The following is a 20,507-nucleotide window of genomic DNA, read 5'->3' on the forward strand; positions in this document are numbered from 1 at the left end:
TGACTTATTTTAAATTAATGCTATTATATACTTAAACAAAGGAGTTTGCTTGATGAAAAAATTTATTATCTTAATTTTTATGCTATCAACAAGTTTATTATACAACTGCAAAAATCAAGACAATGAAAAAATTGTATCAATTGGGGGATCTACAACTGTAAGCCCAATACTAGACGAAATGATTTTAAGATACAATAAAATAAACAATAATACTAAAGTAACATACGATGCACAAGGAAGTAGTGTTGGCATAAACGGGCTATTTAACAAAATATATAAAATAGCAATATCATCAAGAGATTTAACAAAAGAGGAAATTGAACAAGGAGCAAAAGAAACAGTATTCGCTTATGATGCTTTAATCTTTATTACAAGCCCTGAAATAAAAATTACAAATATTACAGAAGAAAATCTAGCTAAAATAGTAAATGGAGAAATTAAAAATTGGAAACAAGTAGGAGGTCCTGATGCTAAAATCAACTTTATTAATCGAGACTCTTCTTCTGGCTCTTATTCGTCTATAAAAGATCTACTTCTAAATAAAATATTTAAAACTCACGAAGAAGCTCAATTTAGACAAGACGGAATAGTAGTAAAATCCAATGGAGAGGTAATTGAAAAAACAAGCCTTACTCCGAATTCAATAGGATATATAGGCCTTGGATACGCAAAAAATTCAATAGAAAAGGGTTTAAATATACTTTCTGTCAACAGCACATACCCTACAAAAGAAACAATAAATAGCAATAAATACACCATTAAAAGAAATTTAATAATAGTTACAAATAGCAAATACGAAGATAAAAGCGTAACTCAATTTATTGATTTCATGACAAGCTCAACTGGACAAGATATTGTTGAAGAACAAGGTTTTTTAGGGATAAAAACATAATCAAATTAAAGAAAAAAAAACTTGACTTAATATTAAGTCAAGCAATACAATTTAACACTGACATGAGCTTTAAGGGATTCTTTTAAAAAATGCATCTAAGCTTAAAGACAAAAAGAAAAATAATTGAAATTATTTTCAGATCTTTTATTCTTATATCTGCAATAATAAGCTCCCTATCGATATTGTTTTTAGGCATGTTTATATTAAAAACCGGAATAACACCATTTATTAATAACAAAATTAAAATTTTAAACTTTTTATTTAGCACAAATTGGGATCCTACTAGCAATCTACAAAAATCTTATGGTATCTTAGCATTCATTATTAATTCCTTTTTAACTACGCTTTTTTCTATTTTAATTGCTTTACCAATTGGATTGGGATTTGCAATATATTTACTTGAAAAAGCAAAAGGATTTTATAGACAATTTTTACAAACAGTAATAGAGCTTTTAGCAGGAATTCCTAGTGTGGTTTACGGATTTTTCGGAAGCACATTTATTGCCACCTTGGTAAAAAACATTTTTCAAAGAGAAGACAATTTGGGATACAATTTAATAAGCTCATCACTCATATTAAGTATAATGATAGTTCCCACAATAATTAGCGTTTGCTACTCATCACTTAAAGCCGTTCCCAAATCATATAAATTTGCATCTCTTGCATTAGCAGCAACAGACTGGCAAACAATATATAAGATAACAATACCATCAGCTAGTCGAGGTATTTTAGCAGGAACAATATTGGCAATAGGAAGAGCAATTGGAGAAACAGTGGCAGTATTAATGGTCGGAGGGGGCTCTCCTCTTTTTATAAAAAACGTATTTTCCCCCATTAGAACGCTAACCGTAAATATTGCTATGGACATGGGATACGCTTCTGGTGTCCACAGAGAAGCTCTCTTCTCTACAGCTCTAGTGTTATTGCTATTTTCAATAATTACAAATTTACTCAAAAATTTTATACTATCTTCAAATAAAGGGTTAAAGAAAAAGTGACCAAAACTCAAATAAATAAATTGATTAATAAGTTCTATTTCTTTATAATCAATTTTATTGCATATTTTTTAACAACGGTATTAATTTTTCTAATAGCATATGTATTGTACAACTCTTTATTTTATTTCAAAAAAAAACAAACTTTATTTTTAAACAAAACTCAAAATTTTGTGCCATTTAAAACAGAAGACAACAAGGAAATAGAAATTGCTTTTATTGTTAACAAAAATATCAATATAGATAAAATCTCAATAGAAGACATTTACAATATATATAATAACAAAATTTCACACTGGGGAAGCATTTCAGATCAAGGGATCGATATTATACCTATTGCCAATTCGACTAACAGCATATCTAACAAAGCTATTCTAAGAACACTAATCAAAAATAATGTATTTAATAAAAGATACATAAAAATAGAACCATCTACAAAAAAAATACTTCAAACCATAAATAGCACAATAGGCTCTGTAAGCTATTTAACAAAAGAAGAATTCGAATCACTAGATTTTAAATTATATCCAAATATTAAAGCTTTAAAAATAAAAACTATGTCTGTCTTAATAAGTAAAAAAACTTTAACAAAAAATGAAAATGAAATAATCAATACATTAGGTATTGATGAAGTTGAAAAGCTTATTAAAGGCAAAGAAAAATGGATCAATTTAATATCAAAGGATATTAAATTAAAAATAATAAAATATCTTGATCAAGAAGAAAAAATAATACAAACTATAGAAAAAACAGAAGGCACACTAGCAATTGTGCCTTGGCATTATTTTCAAAATCTTAAAGCACCCTTTATTAAAATGCATTACTTTGATAAAAGTAGTCCTTTGAATTTAAATTTCATATTATCTATTCCAAGAGATTCTGGTGCATATGGTGGAATTTCTTATTTAATATTAAATACTTTTTATGTAATATTGCTAACAACTGCTATTTCAATATGCATTGGAATAGGAACTGGCATAATGCTTGCCGAATACACTTCTAGTAAAATATTTTATAAAATACTATCTATGAGCGTTGACATTCTTTCTTCAATTCCTGCAATAATTTTTGGACTTTTTGGACTGATATTTTTTGTGCCAATTTTTGGGATAGGAATACTCTCAGGAGCAATAACAAGCTCACTAATGATATTACCAATGATTGTTAAAACAACCGAAGAAACATTTAAAACAATCCCAAAATCATACAAATATGCTTCATTCGCCTTAGGGGCAAATAAAACAGAAACTATAATTAAAGTTAGTATTCCAGCAGCTATTCCTGGAATACTAACAGGAATAGTTCTTGCAATAGGAAGAGCCTTGGGAGAAACAGCCGTATTGCTTTTTACAATGGGAACAAACTTAGGGCTTGCAACAAATTTAAATGAACCAGCAAGAACATTAACTGTACACTTACTGATGTTATTTCAAGAAGGACACCTAGACAAAGGATTTGGAACAGCCTCAATACTTGTAATAATGGTGCTCATAATAAATTTAACATCAAAATTTTTAATAAACAAATTATATAGGATTAAATAAGTGATAAAAAATAAACCAAAAAATGAAATTATAATAGAAACAGAAAATCTAAATCTATTTTATACAGACTTTAAGGCTTTAAACAAAATAAATATTAAAATACTAAAAAATAGTATTACCGCCTTAATAGGCCCATCTGGCTGCGGCAAATCAACATTCTTAAGAACTCTCAACAGAATGAATGACCTTGTTGAGGGCATTAAAATAGAAGGCAATGTAATATATGAAGGGAAAAACATTTATTCAAATAATTTCGATATCTTGGAGCTTAGAAGAAAAATAGGAATGGTATTCCAAACCCCCAACCCATTTTTAATGTCTATCTACGACAATATAAGCTATGGCCCAAAAATTCACGGAACAAAAGATAAAAAAAAACTAGACGAAATAGTAGAACAATCACTAAAAAAATCTGCACTCTGGAACGAGGTTAAGGACAAGCTTAATACAAATGCCTTAAGTCTCTCAGGAGGTCAACAACAAAGACTCTGTATTGCAAGAACTCTTGCAATAGAGCCAAATGTAATATTAATGGATGAACCTACCTCTGCCCTTGATCCAATATCAACAGGCAAAATTGAAGAGCTAATAATAAACTTAAAAGAAAGTTACACAATAATCATTGTAACTCACAACATGCAACAAGCCGGAAGAATATCTGACAGAACAGCATTTTTCCTTAATGGATGCATTGAAGAAGAAAACTCAACTGATGAACTATTCTTCAATCCTAAAAATACTAAAACTGAAGAATATATCAGCGGAAAATTTGGATAATTTTAACCCAGTGAAACATCAAGAAACATCATTAATGTAAAACCAATAACACCAAATATACTTGGCACTTTATTGTCAATGTCTTTTCTCTTAGCCTCAGGTATTAATTGTTCAATTGACACATAAATCATAGCTCCTGCAGAGAAAGCCAAAGCAAAAGGTAAAATTCGAGTAAAAGAATAAACCGCATAAGCACCCATAAGACCCCCTACAATCTCTACCAATCCTGACATTTGACCATAGTTAAAGCATTTTCCTAAAGCAACATTACCTCTTCTTAAAGGTAGAGAAATAGCTGCTCCTTCAGGAATATTTTGAATGCCAATACCAAGCGTAAGAAGCATAGCTCCAACTAAAGTTTGAATATCTGGATTAGATGCCAAAGCTCCAAAAGCAACTCCAACGGCTAACCCTTCTGGAAAATTATGTAAAGTAACAGCAGTAAAGAGTAAAAAATCTTTTTTACCATGTTTGGTTAAGTCTTCATCAATAAAAGTAAGTTTATCAAGATCTGGAACAAATACATCTACAATATATATAAAAAATGCTCCAACAAGAAATCCAAAAACAGCTGGCACCCAAGTAATGTATCCAAGCTCTTCAGCTCTTTCTATAGCAGGCTGAATAAGCGAAAAAAAACTGGCCGCTATCATAATACCCGCTGAGAAACCAAGCATAGCGTCCATTATTTTATTATCTACCTTTCTAAAGAAAAAAACTGCTGCTGCTCCAAAAGCCGTGGTAAACCAAGTAAAAGTAGAACCCAAAAGTCCTAATAATACAGGATGCAAAGTCAATAAATAATCTAAAATTGATTTTATCATAAAGCCTCCTATTAAAAATAAATCAACAAATAATAAACAATTTTACTCATCAATCAAAATAGCTTTTATTCTTCTTATACCTGAAGATGAGGATTGTTCTTTTTGTATTTTAAAAGTACCAAGTTCATTGGTATTCTCTACATGAGGGCCTCCACAAACTTCGAGTGAAAATCCATCTATCTCATAAACACTCACCAAATTGTCATATTTTTCTCCAAAAAGAGCCATGGCACCTTTTTCTCGAGCCTCATTTAATTCCATTATAATTTTTTTTACAGATAAAGATTTTTTTATCTGTAAATTAACAATCTCTTCAACTTTTTTTATCTCATCCTCTGTCATCTTTTCAGAATGAACAAAATCAAACCTTAATCGCTCAGCAGTAATATTACTTCCTTTTTGTCTAACATGATCACCCAGTACTAATTGAAGTGCCTTATGCAGCAAATGAGTCGCTGTATGCAACTTAGTGGTCTCATAAGTATAATCAGCAAGCCCTCCTTTAAAGACTTTGTCACCCCCTTTCTTTGAAGTCTTTTGATGCTTTTTAAAATACTCATCAAAACCCAACTTATCAATATTAAAGCCATATTCAAGAGCAAGCTCTTCTGTTACTTCGTATGGAAAACCATAAGTATCGTATAGTTTAAAAGCAATATCGCCAGGAATAGTATTGGAGGGCAAATTTCTTGTTATTTTAATAAATTCTTGCTCGCCTTGAGATAAGGTTTTAAAAAACTTTCCTTCTTCTGTGCTCAATTCCTTTTTGATAAAATCTTTTTTTTCTGTTAACTCATTATAAAAAGATCTATAAATAGTTTCTACAGAATCAACAATATCAGCCAAAAAATAGGATTTTATTCCAAGCTTCTTTGCATATCTGATAGATCGCCTTATTAGTCTTCTTAAAACATACCCTTGACCCAAATTGGAGGGGAAAACAACAGAACTATCAGCAAGAATAAAGCAAGCTGCTTTAACATGATCAGAAATTATTCTAATATATCTATCATCGTCTTCTTTTTGTCCATAAATTTTACCAGAAATAAATTCTATTCTCTTTATTATAGGCATAAATGCGTCTGTATCATAAACTGAAGATTTGCCCTGCAAAAAAGCAATTGTCCTCTCAAGACCCATCCCCGTATCAACACATTTTCGATCCAATTCTATGTAATTACCATTTTCATCTTTATTGTATTGCATAAAAACATTATTCCAAATTTCAAAATACTTGCCACAAGAACATGTAATATTACAGTCAAGAGAACACTTAGGTTTTCCAGTATCCACATATATTTCAGTATCTGGCCCACAAGGCCCTTTAGATCCAACAGGGCCCCAAAAATTATGCTCCTTAGAAAGGTAATATATTCTATCTTTAGGAATGCCCAAACTTTCCCAAACTTCAGCCGTCTCTATATCACGCGGAATCTCTTGATCACCTTCAAATACGCTCACATAAAGACTATCTTTTGGAATATTTAAATAATCAGAAGACGTCAAAAATTCAAAACTACACCTTACAGAATACTCTTTAAAATAAGCTCCAAGAGACCAATTTCCAAGCATTTCAAAAAAAGTCAAATGGCTTAAATCTCCAACCTCATCAATGTCACCTGTTCTTAGGCATTTTTGAACATTAACAAGCATATTCCCTGATGGGTGTACTTCCCCAAGAAGATACGGGATAAGAGGCTGCATGCCAGCTGTATTAAAAAGAACTGTGGGATCATTTTCAGGAACCAATGATTTACCCATTATTTCAAAATGTTTTTTTGATTTAAAAAAATCAATATATTTTTTACGCAACTTATCAAGTGTCATTAAATAAATTCCTCATTTTTTCTATATATTATTAAATCGCCTTTTAAAGTTAAATTTTTAATATAATTAACAAAAGATGTTGTCATAGTTTTTAAATCTTTTTTACTTATTTTCCCTAAAAAAGCTTCTTCATCTAAAATAATTTCTTTACGCCTTTTTGAAACATTTGAAAGCATTTTATCTCTAACCTCATCAGTTTTATCCTTAATAATAATTGCAATCTCTTTGTCTGTAAACTCTCTTAAAATATTGTGAAGGTCATTATCCATAATTCTCAATATTACATTGATATCAAATATTTTTTCTCTAATTTCATTATCCACAACAGGATTTAAATCCCGCATATTAATATTATTAAGCAAATTTTTCTCTTCATTAGAGTCCATATAGCTTAAAATATCAACAAGTATCTTAGATCCGTCAAGTTTGTCTGTCTTGAGCTTTCCCTGCATCTTAAATCTATCCTTAAGCTTATTCGAAATTGCCTCTACGGTCTCCATGCTCAATTGCCTTGGCTTAACAAGATCTTTTACAAATTCTCTTCTATCTTCTTCTTCTAGCATTGAAAAAACATACTTTTTTTGATCTTTATTTAAATAATTATATAATATAACAAGCGTTTTAATATTCTCATCTTTAATTAATGCCCAAAGTTGTTCATGCTCAATTTGAGATAAATAATCAAAAGGAACAAAAATATCATTGCCAGTAACTTTTTTATAAATTGATTTTGCCTTAGATTTTCCTAACGTTTTATTTAATAATTCATAAGCAAAATTATCATCAACCTTAACATACCTTTTTTCATTTCTTAGCAACTCTTCAAATTCTTTAATAATATGCTCTTTTTCTTCTGGGGCAATATAACTAATCTTTGAAATTTCTCTGGTAATTAAAATTATATCCGAATCATCAAGCTCAGACATAATCTTTGCAGATTTTTCAAGCCCAATAGCCAAAAAATATTTTGCAATCTTTGTGACCTTGCTCTCTTTGCGAATAAACCCTGGATTTAAATCATTAATATTATTGGATTTGGACTCAACAGATAATTTATTTTTATTACCCTTAATAAGACTTATCCAAGATCTAAGCATAGAGCCTTGAATCTCTGAATCGGAAAAATTTTTATTTAAACTCAAAGTATCAATTTCTTCAACAGTCTTTTTGCTTAAATTTTTAGCATTTTTATATTTAGAAAGCCTAGGATCCTGCATAACTTTAATCTCTTTTAATGTTTGTAATAACTAGTAAATTGGGATGCTCTTTGAGAAGTCTTGCTGGACATTCATTAATAGAACTATTAGAACCTAGAAAATTTTCTAAAGCACACTTTTTATCAACACCCATAAATAACAAAACAACAGCTTTTGAATTAAACAAGGATTTCGGAGTTAAGCTTATTCTTTTACTAGGAAATTTGGGAGAATTGTATTCATACTGATAACCTTCTACATCTGAAAACAACAGTTTTTTTGAAGGGAAAAGCGATGCTATGTGGCCATCCTCACCAACAGAAACTAAAACAAAATCAAAAATATTAAACCTAGAACTAAATTCAATATTATAGTCATGAATAGCTGTGGTTTCGTCCATTTCGCTATAAACAAAAGCATGAAATTTGGAATTACTTATTAAATTTTTATCAACCATTTTGGAAAAAAAATTTTTATTTAAAAGATTATAATTACTATTCTCATCATTTAATGGAACACACCGCTCATCAACTAAAAAAAAATGTGTTCTTCTGAGAGAAAAATTTTGTTTAAGAAAAACACTTAAAAAATTAACTATACTTCGACCACCGCAAATTCCAATACTTGTATATTTATCTTTATCTACATTTATATTAAAAAAATCAAAAAATCTATCTTTTAAATAATTCTCTTCATCAGAATATAAAAACTCCATTTAATTTCCCTTAATACATATTAATCTAAATAATAATAAATAGTTGAAGCAATCCTTAACATTTTTTGAGGATAAAACTTTTGGTTGACAAATTTTCTATTAACTAGAAAAAATTTAAAGTATTCTTGATTTTCATTTTTAATTTTATTTAATTTGGAACCAAAATGTTTTTCAAATTCCAAAGCTGCTAGCTCCGTATTTCTGATTAAATCTGCTAGCATTTCAGACTTTATATCATTAATTTTATTAAAATAATATCTTAAACCTACATTACTGCTAATTAACAGGCCTTGATTATAAAACTCAATAATATTTTTTTCTAGTTTTTTCATTTTTTCAACATCAATTGTACTAGCAATTAAATAAACACACATACATATTAAATAAAAAAGTTTTAATCTTAGATAAATTTAAATTATTTGCTTTAATGCGGCCATCAACCGAATCCCCATTATACTGTAAATTCCAACTCAAAAATGCCAAAAAGATTTCTTCTTCGCTTATACCCTTAACCGAAATATAATCACCATTTTTAATGTCAACGTTTTTTATTCTGCAAAAAATTATAATTGACAATGATAAGAAAAGTATTAAAAAAAATAAATCTTTTCTTCCAGACATATAACAATTCCCCCTAAAAACAAGAACAGATAATTGTTAAATTAGCTCGTTTATTCTAACATATTATGTAATGTTAATGAATCGTAAAATATCAATAGCTCCAATGGTAAACATTACAGACGAGCATTTTAGATATTTAATAAGACTTTTATCAAAAAAAGTTACATTATACACCCCAATGATTTCCGCAAAGTCAATAATTATGGGTGATATAAAAAAAATTGTAAAACAAAAACCCTTAGAATCTCCAATTGCAATTCAAATAGCAACAAACTCCAAAAATGATGCTCTTAAAGCCATTCAAATTCTTGAAAAACACTTTAATTTTGATGAATACAATCTTAATGTTGGATGTCCATCTCTAAAAATCCAAAATGCAAATTATGGAGCTTGTCTAATGAGCAATGCTAATCAAGTAGGTGAAATTTTAAAAACGATGAAAGAAAACACAAATAAACCTATTTCAATTAAACATAGATTGGGTATAAGGCTTTTACCCAGTGATTACAAAAATGAAAGTTATTCTGAGGTAAAAAACTTTGTCAAAATAATCTCAGATTTTGGTATCAAAAATTTTATTATACATGCAAGGATTGCAATATTAAAAGGGTTTTCTCCTAAAAATAATAGAAATATCCCAAAATTAAGACATGAATTTGTATATAATCTCAAAAAAGAGAATAAAAATTTGTTTATTGAGATAAATGGAGGAATCAACAGCTCAGAGCAAATCAAAAAACACTTGTCTTTTGTTGATTCTGTCATGATTGGAAGAAGTGCGTTTGAAAATCCATACTTTATTGCAAACGCCTCAAGAGAATTTTTAAACGAAGCTAATGAAATTCTCACAAGAAAAGACTTATTAATGCAAATGGTAGAATACATTAAAGAATATGAAAATTATTTGTCAATAAATATATTATTTAAGCATCTTATGGGAATAACATTCTCCAAAGAAGGAGCTAAAAAATTTAGGCAAAATTTAACAGCACCATTTCCCAAAAACTTTAAAAAACATGAAATATTGCTAAAAGCTATAGAAACATTGCCAGAGAAAATACTAAATTCTAATTCTTAAAAGGAATGTAATCAAAGCCTGTATACTTAACCAAACTTTTAGGAATTCTAACTCCTCCCTTTTGATCCTGAAAGTTTTCAAGTATGGAAATAATAACCCTTGTTGTAGCTATTGCTGTTCCATTTACCATGTGTGCAAATTTATTTTGCCCATCTTGATCTTTATATCTAATCTTAAGCCTTCTTGACTGATAATCTGTACAATTTGAAGTTGAGGTAACCTCCCCGTAACTACCTTTTCCATCTCTTCCAGGCATCCAAGCTTCAATATCATACTTTTTATAAGCTGGAGCACCAAGATCAAAAGAACAAATATTTAAAACCCTATAAGGAATTTCAAGCTCAGTAAAAATTTGCTCTTGAATGCTTAAAAATTCGTCATGAATAACCTCAGATTCTTCTGCTTTACAAAAACAAAACATCTCCACCTTGCTAAACTGATGAACTCTATAAAGACCTTTTGAAAGCTGGCCATATGCTCCAGCTTCTTTTCGAAAACAATGTGAAAATCCTGCCATTCTTATTGGCAAAGCGAGATCTATTATTTTATTATAATAGTAACCACCAAGCGTAATTTCAGAAGTCCCTACAAGATATTTATCTGTATCTTCAATCTTATAAATATTGCTTTCGTTGCCACGAGGATTAAAACCAATTCCATCAACTATAAACTCTCTTGCAACATCAGGAGTAATAAAAACATCAAAACCCTTTTCTCTTAATTTATTTAAAGAGAAATTAATCAGAGCAATTTCTAAAAAAACTGCTTCATTTTTAAGATAATAAAATTTACTTCCGCTAATCTCACGCGCTCTGTCAAAATCTAGAAGATCTAAATCTCTGCCAAGCTCTAAATGATCTTTTGGCTTAAAATCAAACTTTGGAACAACTCCTACTTTTTTTATTTCAAAATTATCTTCTTCACTGCTACCAATAGGCACATCAGGTGACAAAATATTGGGTACTCGCTTATTTTCAAAATCAAAATCAACAGATACTTTTTCAAGCTCTTCTTCTAAATCAATAATCTGTTTTTTTAAAATCTTTCCGGTTTCTATTAAAGAGATTTTTAAAACCTTGTCAAGATTTTCTCGCATTTTAGAAGAATTTTCATTTCGTTTTGCATTAAGCTCATCAATTTTGGTAATTATTTTTTTTCTCTTATCATCAAGATAAATTAACTTATCAATATCTAAAACAAGGCCCCTTGCTTTAATACTTCTTTTAACAAGATCAAGATTATCTCTAATAAATTTCAGATCAAGCATCCTATCTCCTAAGATATGTCTTAAGTAAAATTTTTAAACAAAATTACAAATAATATTAATTCATATCAAGGTTATTATATAATATCTTATAGCAGGATTAGAATAAATATTGCAGGGAGAAATCATCGCATGCTAAGTCCAAGAACAATAAAAACAACTTTTATATTAATATCTACATTAATGATTTTTAACGGATGTACAAAAAAATTAACCAAGATCAATTTTAAAGATATTAGCTCAAATAGTAACAAAATGAATTCTTTAATAATAAATTCAATGAGTTCAAAAAAAGAATCACAATTTTATGAATACAATATTAGAATACCTAAATTAATAATTGAGGGAAAAGAAAAAGGAAATCTTGAAGAATTAAATAATGAGCTTAATGAATACGTGAGCCAAATTGTAGCAAAACTTGACATTGTTAGTAAAGAGCTTAAACCTGAGAATAAAAAATTCAGCTTAAAAATAGACTATGAAATTTACCACGGACACAATATTTATACAATAATACTTATTGCAACTCAAGAAATCAATGATAGCCCTATTACAAATTACAGAAGCTATTACATTCAAGATAAAGTAAATTATATTCATAATATTGATGACATAATTAAAACAGATGAAGCTTTCCCTTTTTTTATAAAAAAAATTAAAGAAAAAATTTTGCCCAACGAATTATTATTTGATTTACAGCAAGCAGTGATTTACTTTGAAAACAAAAAAATTATTATTAAATTCCCCGAATATACATTTAAACTAGACGACACAGAGGAGCTACCAAACATATTTGAATTTAATGAAAGTGAAATAGCACAATTTGTAAAATAAGGATTAAAGACATAAATGAAAAAGAAAAAAATTTTCAAACTAATTTCAAAAACTTATTTAGAAGAACATGATGCAGAAGGATATTATTTTAAACATGAAAGCGGTCTTGAAGTATTTCACTTAAAAAGTGATTCTTTTAAAGAACATGCATTTTGCATAGCTTTTAAGACAATACCTTCAAACAATACCGGAGTTGCACATGTTTTAGAACACACAATCTTTTGCGGCTCTAACAAATATAAAATAAAAGATCCATTTCTTTACCTATTAAAAGGAAGTCTAAACACATTTTTAAATGCAATGACATTCCCAGACAAAACCATTTATCCGGCAGCATCAACAATTGAAAAAGACTATTTTAATTTATTTAATATCTATGCCGATTCTATATTTAACCCATTGCTCAAAAAAGAGTCATTTATGCAAGAAGGATACAACATAAATCCGAAAGATTTTAAAGTATCTGGAATTGTCTTTAATGAAATGAAGGGTAGCTATTCAAATAAAAATTCTATAATAAACGAAATAGCAAGTATTTCTCTTTTTGAAGAGGGAGTATATAAATATGATTCAGGCGGGATCCCAACAAATATTATTGATCTCACCTATGAAAGTTTTTTAGATTTTTATAAAAAATATTATACACTTGAAAACTGCAAAATATTTTTATGTAGCAACACGCAAACTGAAAAAAATCTAAATTTCATTGAAAAATATATAATAAGGCCTTATAAAAAAGAAAAAAGCAATATTAATATTGACATAGAAAAAGTTAAAAGATGGGAAAAGGGAAAAAAATTAACATACAAAATTCCTAAAGAAAACGATAATTCTCTTGGGGTATATACAATAAATTGGCTTTGCGCAGAAATTAGCAATATTGAAGACAGCATTGGCCTTGAAATTCTCTCAGAAATACTCTTAGACGATTCTTGTTCATTCACAATTAATATCTTAAAAAGCGGGATAGGTGAAGACATAGCCCATATTAGTGGAATCAATACAGATTTAAAAGAATCTATTTTTTCATTTGGACTCCAAAATGTTGTTGAAAACAAAGAAAAAGAATTTAAAAATTTGGTTTTCAGTGAGCTTAAAAATTTAGTAAAAAATAAAATTCCAAAAGAGTTAATAAAAGGAATTCTTTTTGGCTACGAATTCGCCTTAAAGGAAGAAAAAGGACAAAATTTCCCTATCGCTTTAATGATAAAAAGTTTAAAAGGCTGGCTAAATGGACTGCATCCAATCAAAACATTACAAACAAGCTACTATATAAATGAAATTACAAATAAATTGGAAAAAGGAATTTATTACTTTGAAAATTTAATTGAAAAATATCTAATATTTAATAATCATTATACATTAATAAGCTTTATTCCATCACAAGACACAGAAAAGGAAATGGAAGAAGAAATTGAAAAAAAATTAATGGCAAAGGAAATTGAAATCAAACAAAATCCAGAAGAATTTTTACAATTTAAAAAAGACTATAATCAGTTTAAAAAATACCAAAATAAAAAAGACTCTAAAGCTGATATAGCAAAACTTCCCTTGCTAAAAATAGAAGATTTACCAAAACAAATAGAAAAAAGCTTAGATCTTAATGAAACAAAAGAGCTAAATCTACATTCTTTTAAATTTAAGAATAACAATATTTTTAATGTAAATTTATTTTTTAAACTAAATTTTTTAGAAAAAGAAGATTATATATACCTATCTTTATTCAAAAGAGCTCTTCAAGATCTATCTACAAAAAACTATTCTTACATAGATATTAACAATAAAATCCAAAATACTTTAGGACAAATAAATATATCTGAGAGTTACGACGAAGATATTGATGGAAACATTTTAAATTCACTTAATATTAGCTTTAAATCTTTTAACCATAAGGTTAAAGAATCATTTGAACTGATAAAAGAAATTTTAATTAATATCAACTTTCATGATTATGAGAGATTAAGAGAAATAATACTAAGCTTGAAAAACGATTTTAAATCCTTATTAATCCCTAAAGGACATCTTTTGGCAATGTTAAGGTCTAAATCAAAACTCAAATTAAATGAGTATTTAAAAGAATTACAAAATGGAATAACAGGTAGAGAATTTTGGCAAAAAGCAAAAATCGATACAGAATCTTTAAAAGAAATTGCAAATAAATTAGACAATTTAAAAAATAAAATAATTTTAAAAAACAATCTATCTGCACTAATAATGGGGAATAGTGATGATATTCTTAAAAACTTAGAAAATGAATTTTTTAATCTAAAAGAAAGCCTAGAAGAGAGTAATCATTACGATAGATTGCTCAATCTTGATACAAACAACAAAACATTAAGAGAAATAATAATTATCCAATCAAAAGTAGCTTTTAATGCTATATGTTTTCCTAGTTACAAAATCAACGATGAAAATTATCCAAAAGCAAATTTTCTAGAGCATATATTAAGAAGTGGAATTTTTTGGGAAAAAATAAGGGTAATAGGAGGTGCGTACGGAGCAAGCGCATCGATCGATAATGGAATTTTCTCTTTTGCGTCCTACAGAGACCCAAATTTCATCAAAACGTACCAGGCTTTCGAAAACTCTTTAGAAGAATTAGCTAATAATAAAATGACAAATGAAGAGATTTATACCTATTTGATAGGTTTAATAGGAACTAACATCTATGTAAAAACTAAAGCTACAGAAGCTTTGCAAAGCTATAGAAGAAAAATGCTAAATATTAGCGATAGCTTAAGACAAGCTATTCGAAATGCCTATTTTACAATTACACCGCAAGACATTAAAGAAATATCTGCAAAGATTCTAACGCAAATAAGACAACACAATAGCATTGCATCTTTAGTAAATAACCAAACATACGAAGAAGAAAAAAACAATCTAGAAAAATTAATAGGAAAAGAATATAGCGTAAAAAAAATTTATTAAAATCTTCTCAAAATTTCATACAAAAAGATAATTTATTTTTAGGACTTTTTATACCTTTTATTAAATTTATCAATTCTTCCTGCTGCATCAACAAACTTTTGTTGGCCAGTATAAAAAGGATGCGATTTGCTTGTAATCTCCACAGTAATCAACGGATATTCCTTTCCATCAATATATTTAATAGTTTCCTTTGAATTCAAAGTAGACCTGGTTAAAAACATTGCTCCATTTGATCCGTCTTTAAATACCACTAAATTATTTTTAGGATGTATACCTTTTCTCATAAAACCTTCCTCTTAATCTTCAATAAAGTTTAATTTACATTAGAAATAATGTCAATTTATTTAATTACCATTGCTCATTGTCTTTAAGAAAATCTCATTATTTTTGCTTTTTTTCATCTTTTCTATCAGAACTTCAACTCCCTCATAATCATCAACACCTCCGAGTATTCTTCTAATAAGCAAAATCTTAGAACGTTCCTCTTCGCTAAGAAGTAACTCTTCTTTTCTGGTACCTGACTTTTTAATATTAATAGCAGGAAAAAGTCTTCTGTCTGCTAAACTTCTATCAAGAATTAATTCCATATTACCAGTACTTTTAAATTCTTCAAAAATAACTTCATCCATTTTACTACCAGTATCAACCAAAGCAGTAGCTATAATAGTTAAACTTCCCCCTTCCTCAATATTTCTAGCAGATCCAAAAAACCTCTTTGGCTTATGAAGAGCATTAGAATCTACCCCACCCGATAAAATTTTACCAGAAGTTGGCATGGTTTGATTATATGCCCTTGCAAGCCTTGTAATAGAATCAAGCAAAATAACAACATCTTTTTTGTTTTCAACAAGTCTTTTTGCCTTTTCAATAACCATCTCTGCTACCTGAACATGCCTACTAGCCTGCTCATCAAAATTAGAGGCAATCACTTCGCCTTTAACACTACGAATCATATCTGTAACTTCTTCTGGCCTCTCATCAATAAGCAATATCATTAAAATAACATCTGAATAATTAGTAGTTATTGCATTAGCTATTTTTTGAAGCAAGGTAGTCTTTCCCGCTTTTGGAGGAGAAACTATTAAAGCCCTTTGTCCCTTACCTATAGGTGAAAAAAGATTAATAAGCCTTGTAGAAATATTGCAATTTTCATATTCAAGATTCAATTTAATATTGGGATAAAGGGGCGTTAAATTATCAAAAGGTATTCTGTTTTGAGCAAAAGTAGGATCCTGATCATTAATAGATTTAATTTTAACCATTGCAAAAAATCTTTCACCATCTCTAGGCGATCTAATTTGGCCATATAAAATATCGCCTGTTCTTAAATTAAAAAGTCTAATCTGAGAAGGAGAAACGTAAACATCATTGCCTCCTGAAAGATAAGAATTTGATGCAGTTCTCAAAAAACCATAACCATCACTAAGCACATCAAGCACACCTGTAAATAAAACATTAATGTTATTCTCACTTAATATTTTTACCAATAAAAATATTAATTCGGCTTTTTTCATTGTTACAGCAATAGTATGATTGGTCCCAAGGCCTTCAACAATTTTTCTAACCTCTGTAATTGGCTTATCATAAAGTTTTTCAATCTCTACATAATCTTTACCATTAAAAAACTTGATGATATTACTTTGCTCTAAATTTTTAATATTATTTTCTAAACCTGAAGAAGAAATATCATAATCAAATTCAGGAAATACCAAACCGTTTGAATCCTTTGCACTACTTAAATCTGCAGATTTTGTCACGTTAGATGCAGAATCCTTTTTAGCAACAACTTTAACCACTTTTTTTTTCAAATTATCTTCAATCTTAAACTCTTTAGAAACATCTAATCGCCTTATTTCATCTTCTAAATCAAATCCACCATTTTTTTTGTCCATATTTTCCTCTACAAATTAAATTTCTGAGAAAGGATTTTATAAAAATCTACTTATTATTAATTAATAAAAACACTGACCTTATTGCAAAGTATCTTTTATTTGTGAAACAGTAAAAGAAAATAAATCTATAATTTCATTAGACTTTATCATTTCACATTTACCATCAAAAATTATATTATCATTAATAAATATTTTTTTTGTTTTTACATCCCCATATATTTTACAACCGCTGTTTAAATAAACTTTATTAGCAGCATTTACATTGCCCTTCAAAATTCCTTCTACTATTAATGTATCACAAATTACCACATTGGTAATAACCTTGCTGTTCTTACCAATAAAAAGCACACCCCCTTTCGAAGATATTTCACCTTCAAAAGAAGAATCAAGATACAAAGTCCCTTCAAATTTTAATTTTCCTCTAAAAGTTAAACTAGAATCCAGCTTACAATCCCATTTATAAGAATCTACAATATTAATCGGCATTTAACCTTTAATACCCCACACTCTCTCTTTCAAATCTTTGCCTGGACGAAAATATGCAACATGATGATCTAAAACTTTAACATATTCCCCTGTTTGAGGATTACGAGCATTTAAACGTCCCTTTCTTTTTCTAACTTCGAATGTACCAAAAGATCTAAACTCAATAACATTATTCGAACAAAGATTGCTTTTAAGCTCTTCAAAAAAAGCATCTATTACAAGTCTTATGTATTTTTTTTCTAATTTTAGATTATTATTTCTAATATTCAAAGATATTTGATCAACAATGCTTGACTTAGTAACCTTTGGTCTTCTTGAAAAAGACATAAACTAATTTCCTTGCTTTAACAGCAAAATATTTAAACGAGATTTTTTTCTAGCAGCCTTATTTTTATGAATTATTCGCTTTCTAGAAGCAGTATCTAGTTTTTTTGCAACAAACTTAAAAAATTCAATAGCTTCGTCTTTTTTGCCCGCTTTTATCATATTGATACAGCGCTTTTCTATTGTTTTTAATTCACTTTTTACACTTACATTTCTAATCTTTCTTTTTAAATTTTGACGAGAGCGCTTCAATGCAGATGCATTTTTTCTCAAGTTATACTCCTTAATATTATTAAACAATAATTTTAATATACCAACTAATTTAAATATAGTCAATCAAAGCTTTAGGTTAATTTGGTATAATAGTTTTGATTAATATATTCAAAAACCTTTTGCATGGAATAAGAAATTTTTTTATTCAAAATATATACTTTTTTTGTCTGATGACTTCCTTTATACAAAAAGCATAAATAATTTTTATTGTTAAATTCAAATTCTCTAGCAACAAAAATTTTTTCAAAAAATTCATAAAAATAAATTTCACTTTTAAAAATTTTCCTTTCACAAATTGAATCTTTCCTAAACTCGTAAAACAATACTATATTACTAATAACTGAAAAATCCCCCAACAAAACTTTAATGTCAACAAAACAAATAAATAAAAAAATAAATATATTACTTAATGAAATATAATAAACGAATAAAGCAATCATAATGCGAGCTAAAAACATGCAAAGATAGGTATAAGACAAATAATATCTTATTGGAAAATTTTCCAATTTTGGGACAAACAAATCTTTTCTTTTAATTTTAAGCTCTTTGAATAATTCGCTTGAACCATTGCCTATCCAAAAACAAACCTTAATCTTTTTTTTATTTTTTAATTCCAAAATCAAAACATTATCTGACAATCTTTTTTCAAACGAAATAATATCATCAAAATCAAAATTACAACTTAAAAAAATACCCTTATAATAAATCTTAGAGCCCTTAAAAAAGATAGAAGAAAAATATCTTAAATAAAAAAAAAATACAAAAAAATTTACCAAAAGAAGTGCTAAAACAAAGTAAAAAAAACTTGTGTCATAAAAAAACAAATAAAGCATACAAATCACAATATCAAAAACAAACAAACTAATTAATTTTACATTATTGAAAAATAAATTACGCATAATATAAAAATAAATCTATACATTAAATTTAAAAAAGATTACATCTCCATCTCTTACAATATATTCTTTGCCTTCAATTCTAACAAGTCCTTTTTCTTTTAGCTTTTGAACACTTTGAAATTTAAACAAATCCTCACAAGAATAAACTTCTGCTTTAATAAAACCCCTCTCAAAATCACTATGAATTATTCCAGCAGCCTTAGAAGCTCTCATGCCCTGCTTAAATGTCCAAGCTCTAACTTCTTGCAAACCTGCTGTAAAATAAGTTCTAAGTCCCAAAGTATAATAAGCTTTTTTAATTAAATTACCAAGGCCACTATCATTTATTCCAAATAATTCTAACATTTCATTTTTATAAGATATATCCTTTATTTGGGCAAGCTCAGCTTCAATTTTGGCACATAAGATTAAAAAATCATTCCCTTCTTTCAAAGCAATATTTTTTACAATATCTGTATATTTATTACCACTAAGTGAATTTTCATCGACATTACAGACATATAAAACTTTTTTAAAAGTCAAAAGATTTAATGATCTAATAAAGTTGTATTCAAAATCATCAAATTTAAACTCAACAGCAGGATTCATATTGCTTAAATGGGCTTCAAGTCTTTTTAGCATTAAAACAATTGCCCTAGAAGATTCACTAATTTTTTTATCGGTGCTTTTAACATTTTTTTCTTGTTTTTGAAGACTTTTTTGAACAGTTTCAAGATCAGACAGACAAAGCTCAACATTGATTGTAGTTATATCTTTCTCAGGATTAATATCATCATTAATATGAATAACCTCTTTTTCTTCAAAACATCTTACAACATGAACAATAAGAGAAACTTCCCGAATATTAGCTAAAAACTTATTACCAAGCCCTTCGCCTGTTGATGCTCCTTTAACAAGGCCTGCAATATCCACAAATTCCATAACAGCAGGAATGATTTTGCGTGGAACAATGCAATTTGAGATTTTTAAAAGCCTTTCATCAGGAATTTCTACTATTCCTATATTTGGCTCAATGGTACAAAAAGGATAATTCGCGATCTCAACCTTGGATGATGTCAAAGATGAAAATAAAGTAGATTTACCCACATTGGGAAGCCCCACAATCCCAGCATTAAGTCTCATAGCCTAAGCCTCC

21 protein-coding genes are annotated in these 20,507 nt (G+C 28.4%); 7 read left to right on the forward strand and 14 right to left on the reverse strand.

Going from position 1 to position 20,507, the window contains the following annotated elements:
* Window positions 1–52: 52 nt before the first annotated feature.
* The 4 genes from Bmayo_RS01070 (at window position 53) to pstB (ending at window position 4,208) form a co-directional block, all read left to right on the forward strand.
* Entirely contained in the window at window positions 53–892 is an 840-nt protein-coding gene (locus Bmayo_RS01070; RefSeq protein ID WP_075551925.1) for a phosphate ABC transporter substrate-binding protein, read from the forward strand.
* A gap of 89 nt (window positions 893–981) precedes the next feature.
* The gene (pstC, locus tag Bmayo_RS01075) at window positions 982–1,890 is read left to right on the forward strand and encodes a phosphate ABC transporter permease subunit PstC (protein ID WP_075551926.1); all 909 of its coding nucleotides are present in this window, start codon (window positions 982–984) and stop codon (window positions 1,888–1,890) included.
* A gap of 104 nt (window positions 1,891–1,994) precedes the next feature.
* Window positions 1,995–3,431: a phosphate ABC transporter permease PstA gene (gene pstA / locus Bmayo_RS01080; RefSeq protein WP_083651418.1), complete on the forward strand. Its 1,437-nt coding sequence runs from the start codon at window positions 1,995–1,997 to the stop codon at window positions 3,429–3,431.
* Complete coding sequence (gene pstB, locus Bmayo_RS01085) at window positions 3,432–4,208, forward strand: phosphate ABC transporter ATP-binding protein PstB (protein WP_075551928.1); 777 nt, start codon at window positions 3,432–3,434, stop codon at window positions 4,206–4,208.
* 2 nt (window positions 4,209–4,210) lie between these two features.
* Here pstB and Bmayo_RS01090 read toward each other — a convergent pair whose 3' ends face one another.
* Genes Bmayo_RS01090 through Bmayo_RS01115 form a run of 6 tightly spaced genes read right to left on the reverse strand, consistent with a single transcriptional unit; the run spans window position 4,211 to window position 9,391 of the window.
* A complete protein-coding gene (locus Bmayo_RS01090; RefSeq protein ID WP_075551929.1) occupies window positions 4,211–5,032 on the reverse strand; it encodes a ZIP family metal transporter in 822 nt (273 codons plus the stop codon).
* 42 nt (window positions 5,033–5,074) lie between these two features.
* Window positions 5,075–6,859, reverse strand: a complete 1,785-nt coding sequence (locus Bmayo_RS01095) for an alanine--tRNA ligase (protein WP_075551930.1) — start codon at window positions 6,857–6,859, stop codon at window positions 5,075–5,077.
* A complete protein-coding gene (locus Bmayo_RS01100; protein ID WP_075551931.1) occupies window positions 6,859–8,076 on the reverse strand; it encodes a flagellar motor switch protein FliG in 1,218 nt (405 codons plus the stop codon). Before Bmayo_RS01100 ends, Bmayo_RS01095 begins: the two co-directional genes overlap by 1 nt.
* Before the next feature lie 4 nt (window positions 8,077–8,080).
* The gene (locus Bmayo_RS01105; RefSeq protein ID WP_075551932.1) at window positions 8,081–8,770 is read right to left on the reverse strand and encodes a 6-phosphogluconolactonase; all 690 of its coding nucleotides are present in this window, start codon (window positions 8,768–8,770) and stop codon (window positions 8,081–8,083) included.
* 20 nt (window positions 8,771–8,790) lie between these two features.
* On the reverse strand, window positions 8,791–9,102 hold the full coding sequence (locus tag Bmayo_RS01110; protein WP_235633170.1) for an SIMPL domain-containing protein: 312 nt from the start codon (window positions 9,100–9,102) through the stop codon (window positions 8,791–8,793).
* Window positions 9,103–9,121: 19 nt separating this feature from the next.
* A complete protein-coding gene (locus tag Bmayo_RS01115; RefSeq protein WP_075551934.1) occupies window positions 9,122–9,391 on the reverse strand; it encodes an SIMPL domain-containing protein in 270 nt (89 codons plus the stop codon).
* Between the two features lie 70 nt (window positions 9,392–9,461).
* Between Bmayo_RS01115 and dusA the strand changes: the two genes are divergently transcribed.
* The gene (dusA, locus tag Bmayo_RS01120; protein ID WP_075551935.1) at window positions 9,462–10,469 is read left to right on the forward strand and encodes a tRNA dihydrouridine(20/20a) synthase DusA; all 1,008 of its coding nucleotides are present in this window, start codon (window positions 9,462–9,464) and stop codon (window positions 10,467–10,469) included.
* Here the strand turns inward: dusA and serS are convergent.
* On the reverse strand, window positions 10,459–11,736 hold the full coding sequence (gene serS, locus Bmayo_RS01125) for a serine--tRNA ligase (protein WP_075551936.1): 1,278 nt from the start codon (window positions 11,734–11,736) through the stop codon (window positions 10,459–10,461). The genes dusA and serS overlap by 11 nt on opposite strands.
* 129 nt (window positions 11,737–11,865) lie before the next feature.
* On the opposite strand from serS, the gene Bmayo_RS01130 reads away from it, so the two are divergent.
* Both Bmayo_RS01130 and Bmayo_RS01135 read left to right on the forward strand, forming a co-directional pair.
* Window positions 11,866–12,567: a hypothetical protein gene (locus tag Bmayo_RS01130; RefSeq protein ID WP_075551937.1), complete on the forward strand. Its 702-nt coding sequence runs from the start codon at window positions 11,866–11,868 to the stop codon at window positions 12,565–12,567.
* 15 nt (window positions 12,568–12,582) lie between these two features.
* Entirely contained in the window at window positions 12,583–15,498 is a 2,916-nt protein-coding gene (locus Bmayo_RS01135) for an insulinase family protein (protein WP_075551938.1), read from the forward strand.
* A gap of 38 nt (window positions 15,499–15,536) precedes the next feature.
* On the opposite strand, the gene Bmayo_RS01140 is transcribed toward Bmayo_RS01135, so the two are convergent.
* From Bmayo_RS01140 to ychF, 7 genes are all read right to left on the reverse strand, one after another.
* Window positions 15,537–15,782: a type B 50S ribosomal protein L31 gene (locus tag Bmayo_RS01140; RefSeq protein ID WP_006433477.1), complete on the reverse strand. Its 246-nt coding sequence runs from the start codon at window positions 15,780–15,782 to the stop codon at window positions 15,537–15,539.
* Between the two features lie 60 nt (window positions 15,783–15,842).
* Entirely contained in the window at window positions 15,843–17,390 is a 1,548-nt protein-coding gene (gene rho, locus Bmayo_RS01145; RefSeq protein ID WP_075551939.1) for a transcription termination factor Rho, read from the reverse strand.
* Window positions 17,391–17,468: 78 nt separating this feature from the next.
* Window positions 17,469–17,876 carry a bactofilin family protein gene (locus Bmayo_RS01150; protein WP_075551940.1) on the reverse strand — a complete coding sequence of 136 codons (408 nt, stop codon included), beginning with the start codon at window positions 17,874–17,876 and terminating at the stop codon, window positions 17,469–17,471.
* Window positions 17,877–18,203 (reverse strand): HU family DNA-binding protein, encoded by a 327-nt coding sequence (locus tag Bmayo_RS01155; RefSeq protein ID WP_075551941.1) that lies wholly within the window; start codon window positions 18,201–18,203, stop codon window positions 17,877–17,879. It abuts the gene before it with no gap.
* Between the two features lie 3 nt (window positions 18,204–18,206).
* On the reverse strand, window positions 18,207–18,473 hold the full coding sequence (gene rpsT, locus Bmayo_RS01160; RefSeq protein ID WP_075551942.1) for a 30S ribosomal protein S20: 267 nt from the start codon (window positions 18,471–18,473) through the stop codon (window positions 18,207–18,209).
* 71 nt (window positions 18,474–18,544) lie between these two features.
* Complete coding sequence (locus Bmayo_RS01165) at window positions 18,545–19,372, reverse strand: hypothetical protein (RefSeq protein ID WP_075551943.1); 828 nt, start codon at window positions 19,370–19,372, stop codon at window positions 18,545–18,547.
* Between the two features lie 15 nt (window positions 19,373–19,387).
* On the reverse strand, window positions 19,388–20,494 hold the full coding sequence (gene ychF / locus Bmayo_RS01170; RefSeq protein WP_075551944.1) for a redox-regulated ATPase YchF: 1,107 nt from the start codon (window positions 20,492–20,494) through the stop codon (window positions 19,388–19,390).
* Window positions 20,495–20,507: the final 13 nt, after the last annotated feature.

The organism is Borreliella mayonii (assembly GCF_001945665.1).
In the GTDB taxonomy this organism is placed as follows: Bacteria; Spirochaetota; Spirochaetia; order Borreliales; family Borreliaceae; genus Borreliella; species Borreliella mayonii.

Coding starts and splice junctions, on each gene's coding strand:
- Bmayo_RS01070 (WP_075551925.1), top strand. CDS start 53: ATGAAAAAATTTATTATCTTAATTTTTATGCTATCAACAAGTTTATTA.
- pstC (WP_075551926.1), top strand. CDS start 982: ATGCATCTAAGCTTAAAGACAAAAAGAAAAATAATTGAAATTATTTTC.
- Bmayo_RS01090 (WP_075551929.1), bottom strand. CDS start 5,032: ATGATAAAATCAATTTTAGATTATTTATTGACTTTGCATCCTGTATTA.
- Bmayo_RS01095 (WP_075551930.1), bottom strand. CDS start 6,859: ATGACACTTGATAAGTTGCGTAAAAAATATATTGATTTTTTTAAATCA.
- Bmayo_RS01100 (WP_075551931.1), bottom strand. CDS start 8,076: ATGCAGGATCCTAGGCTTTCTAAATATAAAAATGCTAAAAATTTAAGC.
- Bmayo_RS01105 (WP_075551932.1), bottom strand. CDS start 8,770: ATGGAGTTTTTATATTCTGATGAAGAGAATTATTTAAAAGATAGATTT.
- Bmayo_RS01110 (WP_235633170.1), bottom strand. CDS start 9,102: ATGAAAAAACTAGAAAAAAATATTATTGAGTTTTATAATCAAGGCCTG.
- Bmayo_RS01115 (WP_075551934.1), bottom strand. CDS start 9,391: ATGTCTGGAAGAAAAGATTTATTTTTTTTAATACTTTTCTTATCATTG.
- dusA (WP_075551935.1), top strand. CDS start 9,462: ATGTTAATGAATCGTAAAATATCAATAGCTCCAATGGTAAACATTACA.
- serS (WP_075551936.1), bottom strand. CDS start 11,736: ATGCTTGATCTGAAATTTATTAGAGATAATCTTGATCTTGTTAAAAGA.
- Bmayo_RS01130 (WP_075551937.1), top strand. CDS start 11,866: ATGCTAAGTCCAAGAACAATAAAAACAACTTTTATATTAATATCTACA.
- Bmayo_RS01135 (WP_075551938.1), top strand. CDS start 12,583: ATGAAAAAGAAAAAAATTTTCAAACTAATTTCAAAAACTTATTTAGAA.
- Bmayo_RS01140 (WP_006433477.1), bottom strand. CDS start 15,782: ATGAGAAAAGGTATACATCCTAAAAATAATTTAGTGGTATTTAAAGAC.
- rho (WP_075551939.1), bottom strand. CDS start 17,390: ATGGACAAAAAAAATGGTGGATTTGATTTAGAAGATGAAATAAGGCGA.
- Bmayo_RS01150 (WP_075551940.1), bottom strand. CDS start 17,876: ATGCCGATTAATATTGTAGATTCTTATAAATGGGATTGTAAGCTGGAT.
- Bmayo_RS01155 (WP_075551941.1), bottom strand. CDS start 18,203: ATGTCTTTTTCAAGAAGACCAAAGGTTACTAAGTCAAGCATTGTTGAT.
- Bmayo_RS01165 (WP_075551943.1), bottom strand. CDS start 19,372: ATGCGTAATTTATTTTTCAATAATGTAAAATTAATTAGTTTGTTTGTT.
- ychF (WP_075551944.1), bottom strand. CDS start 20,494: ATGAGACTTAATGCTGGGATTGTGGGGCTTCCCAATGTGGGTAAATCT.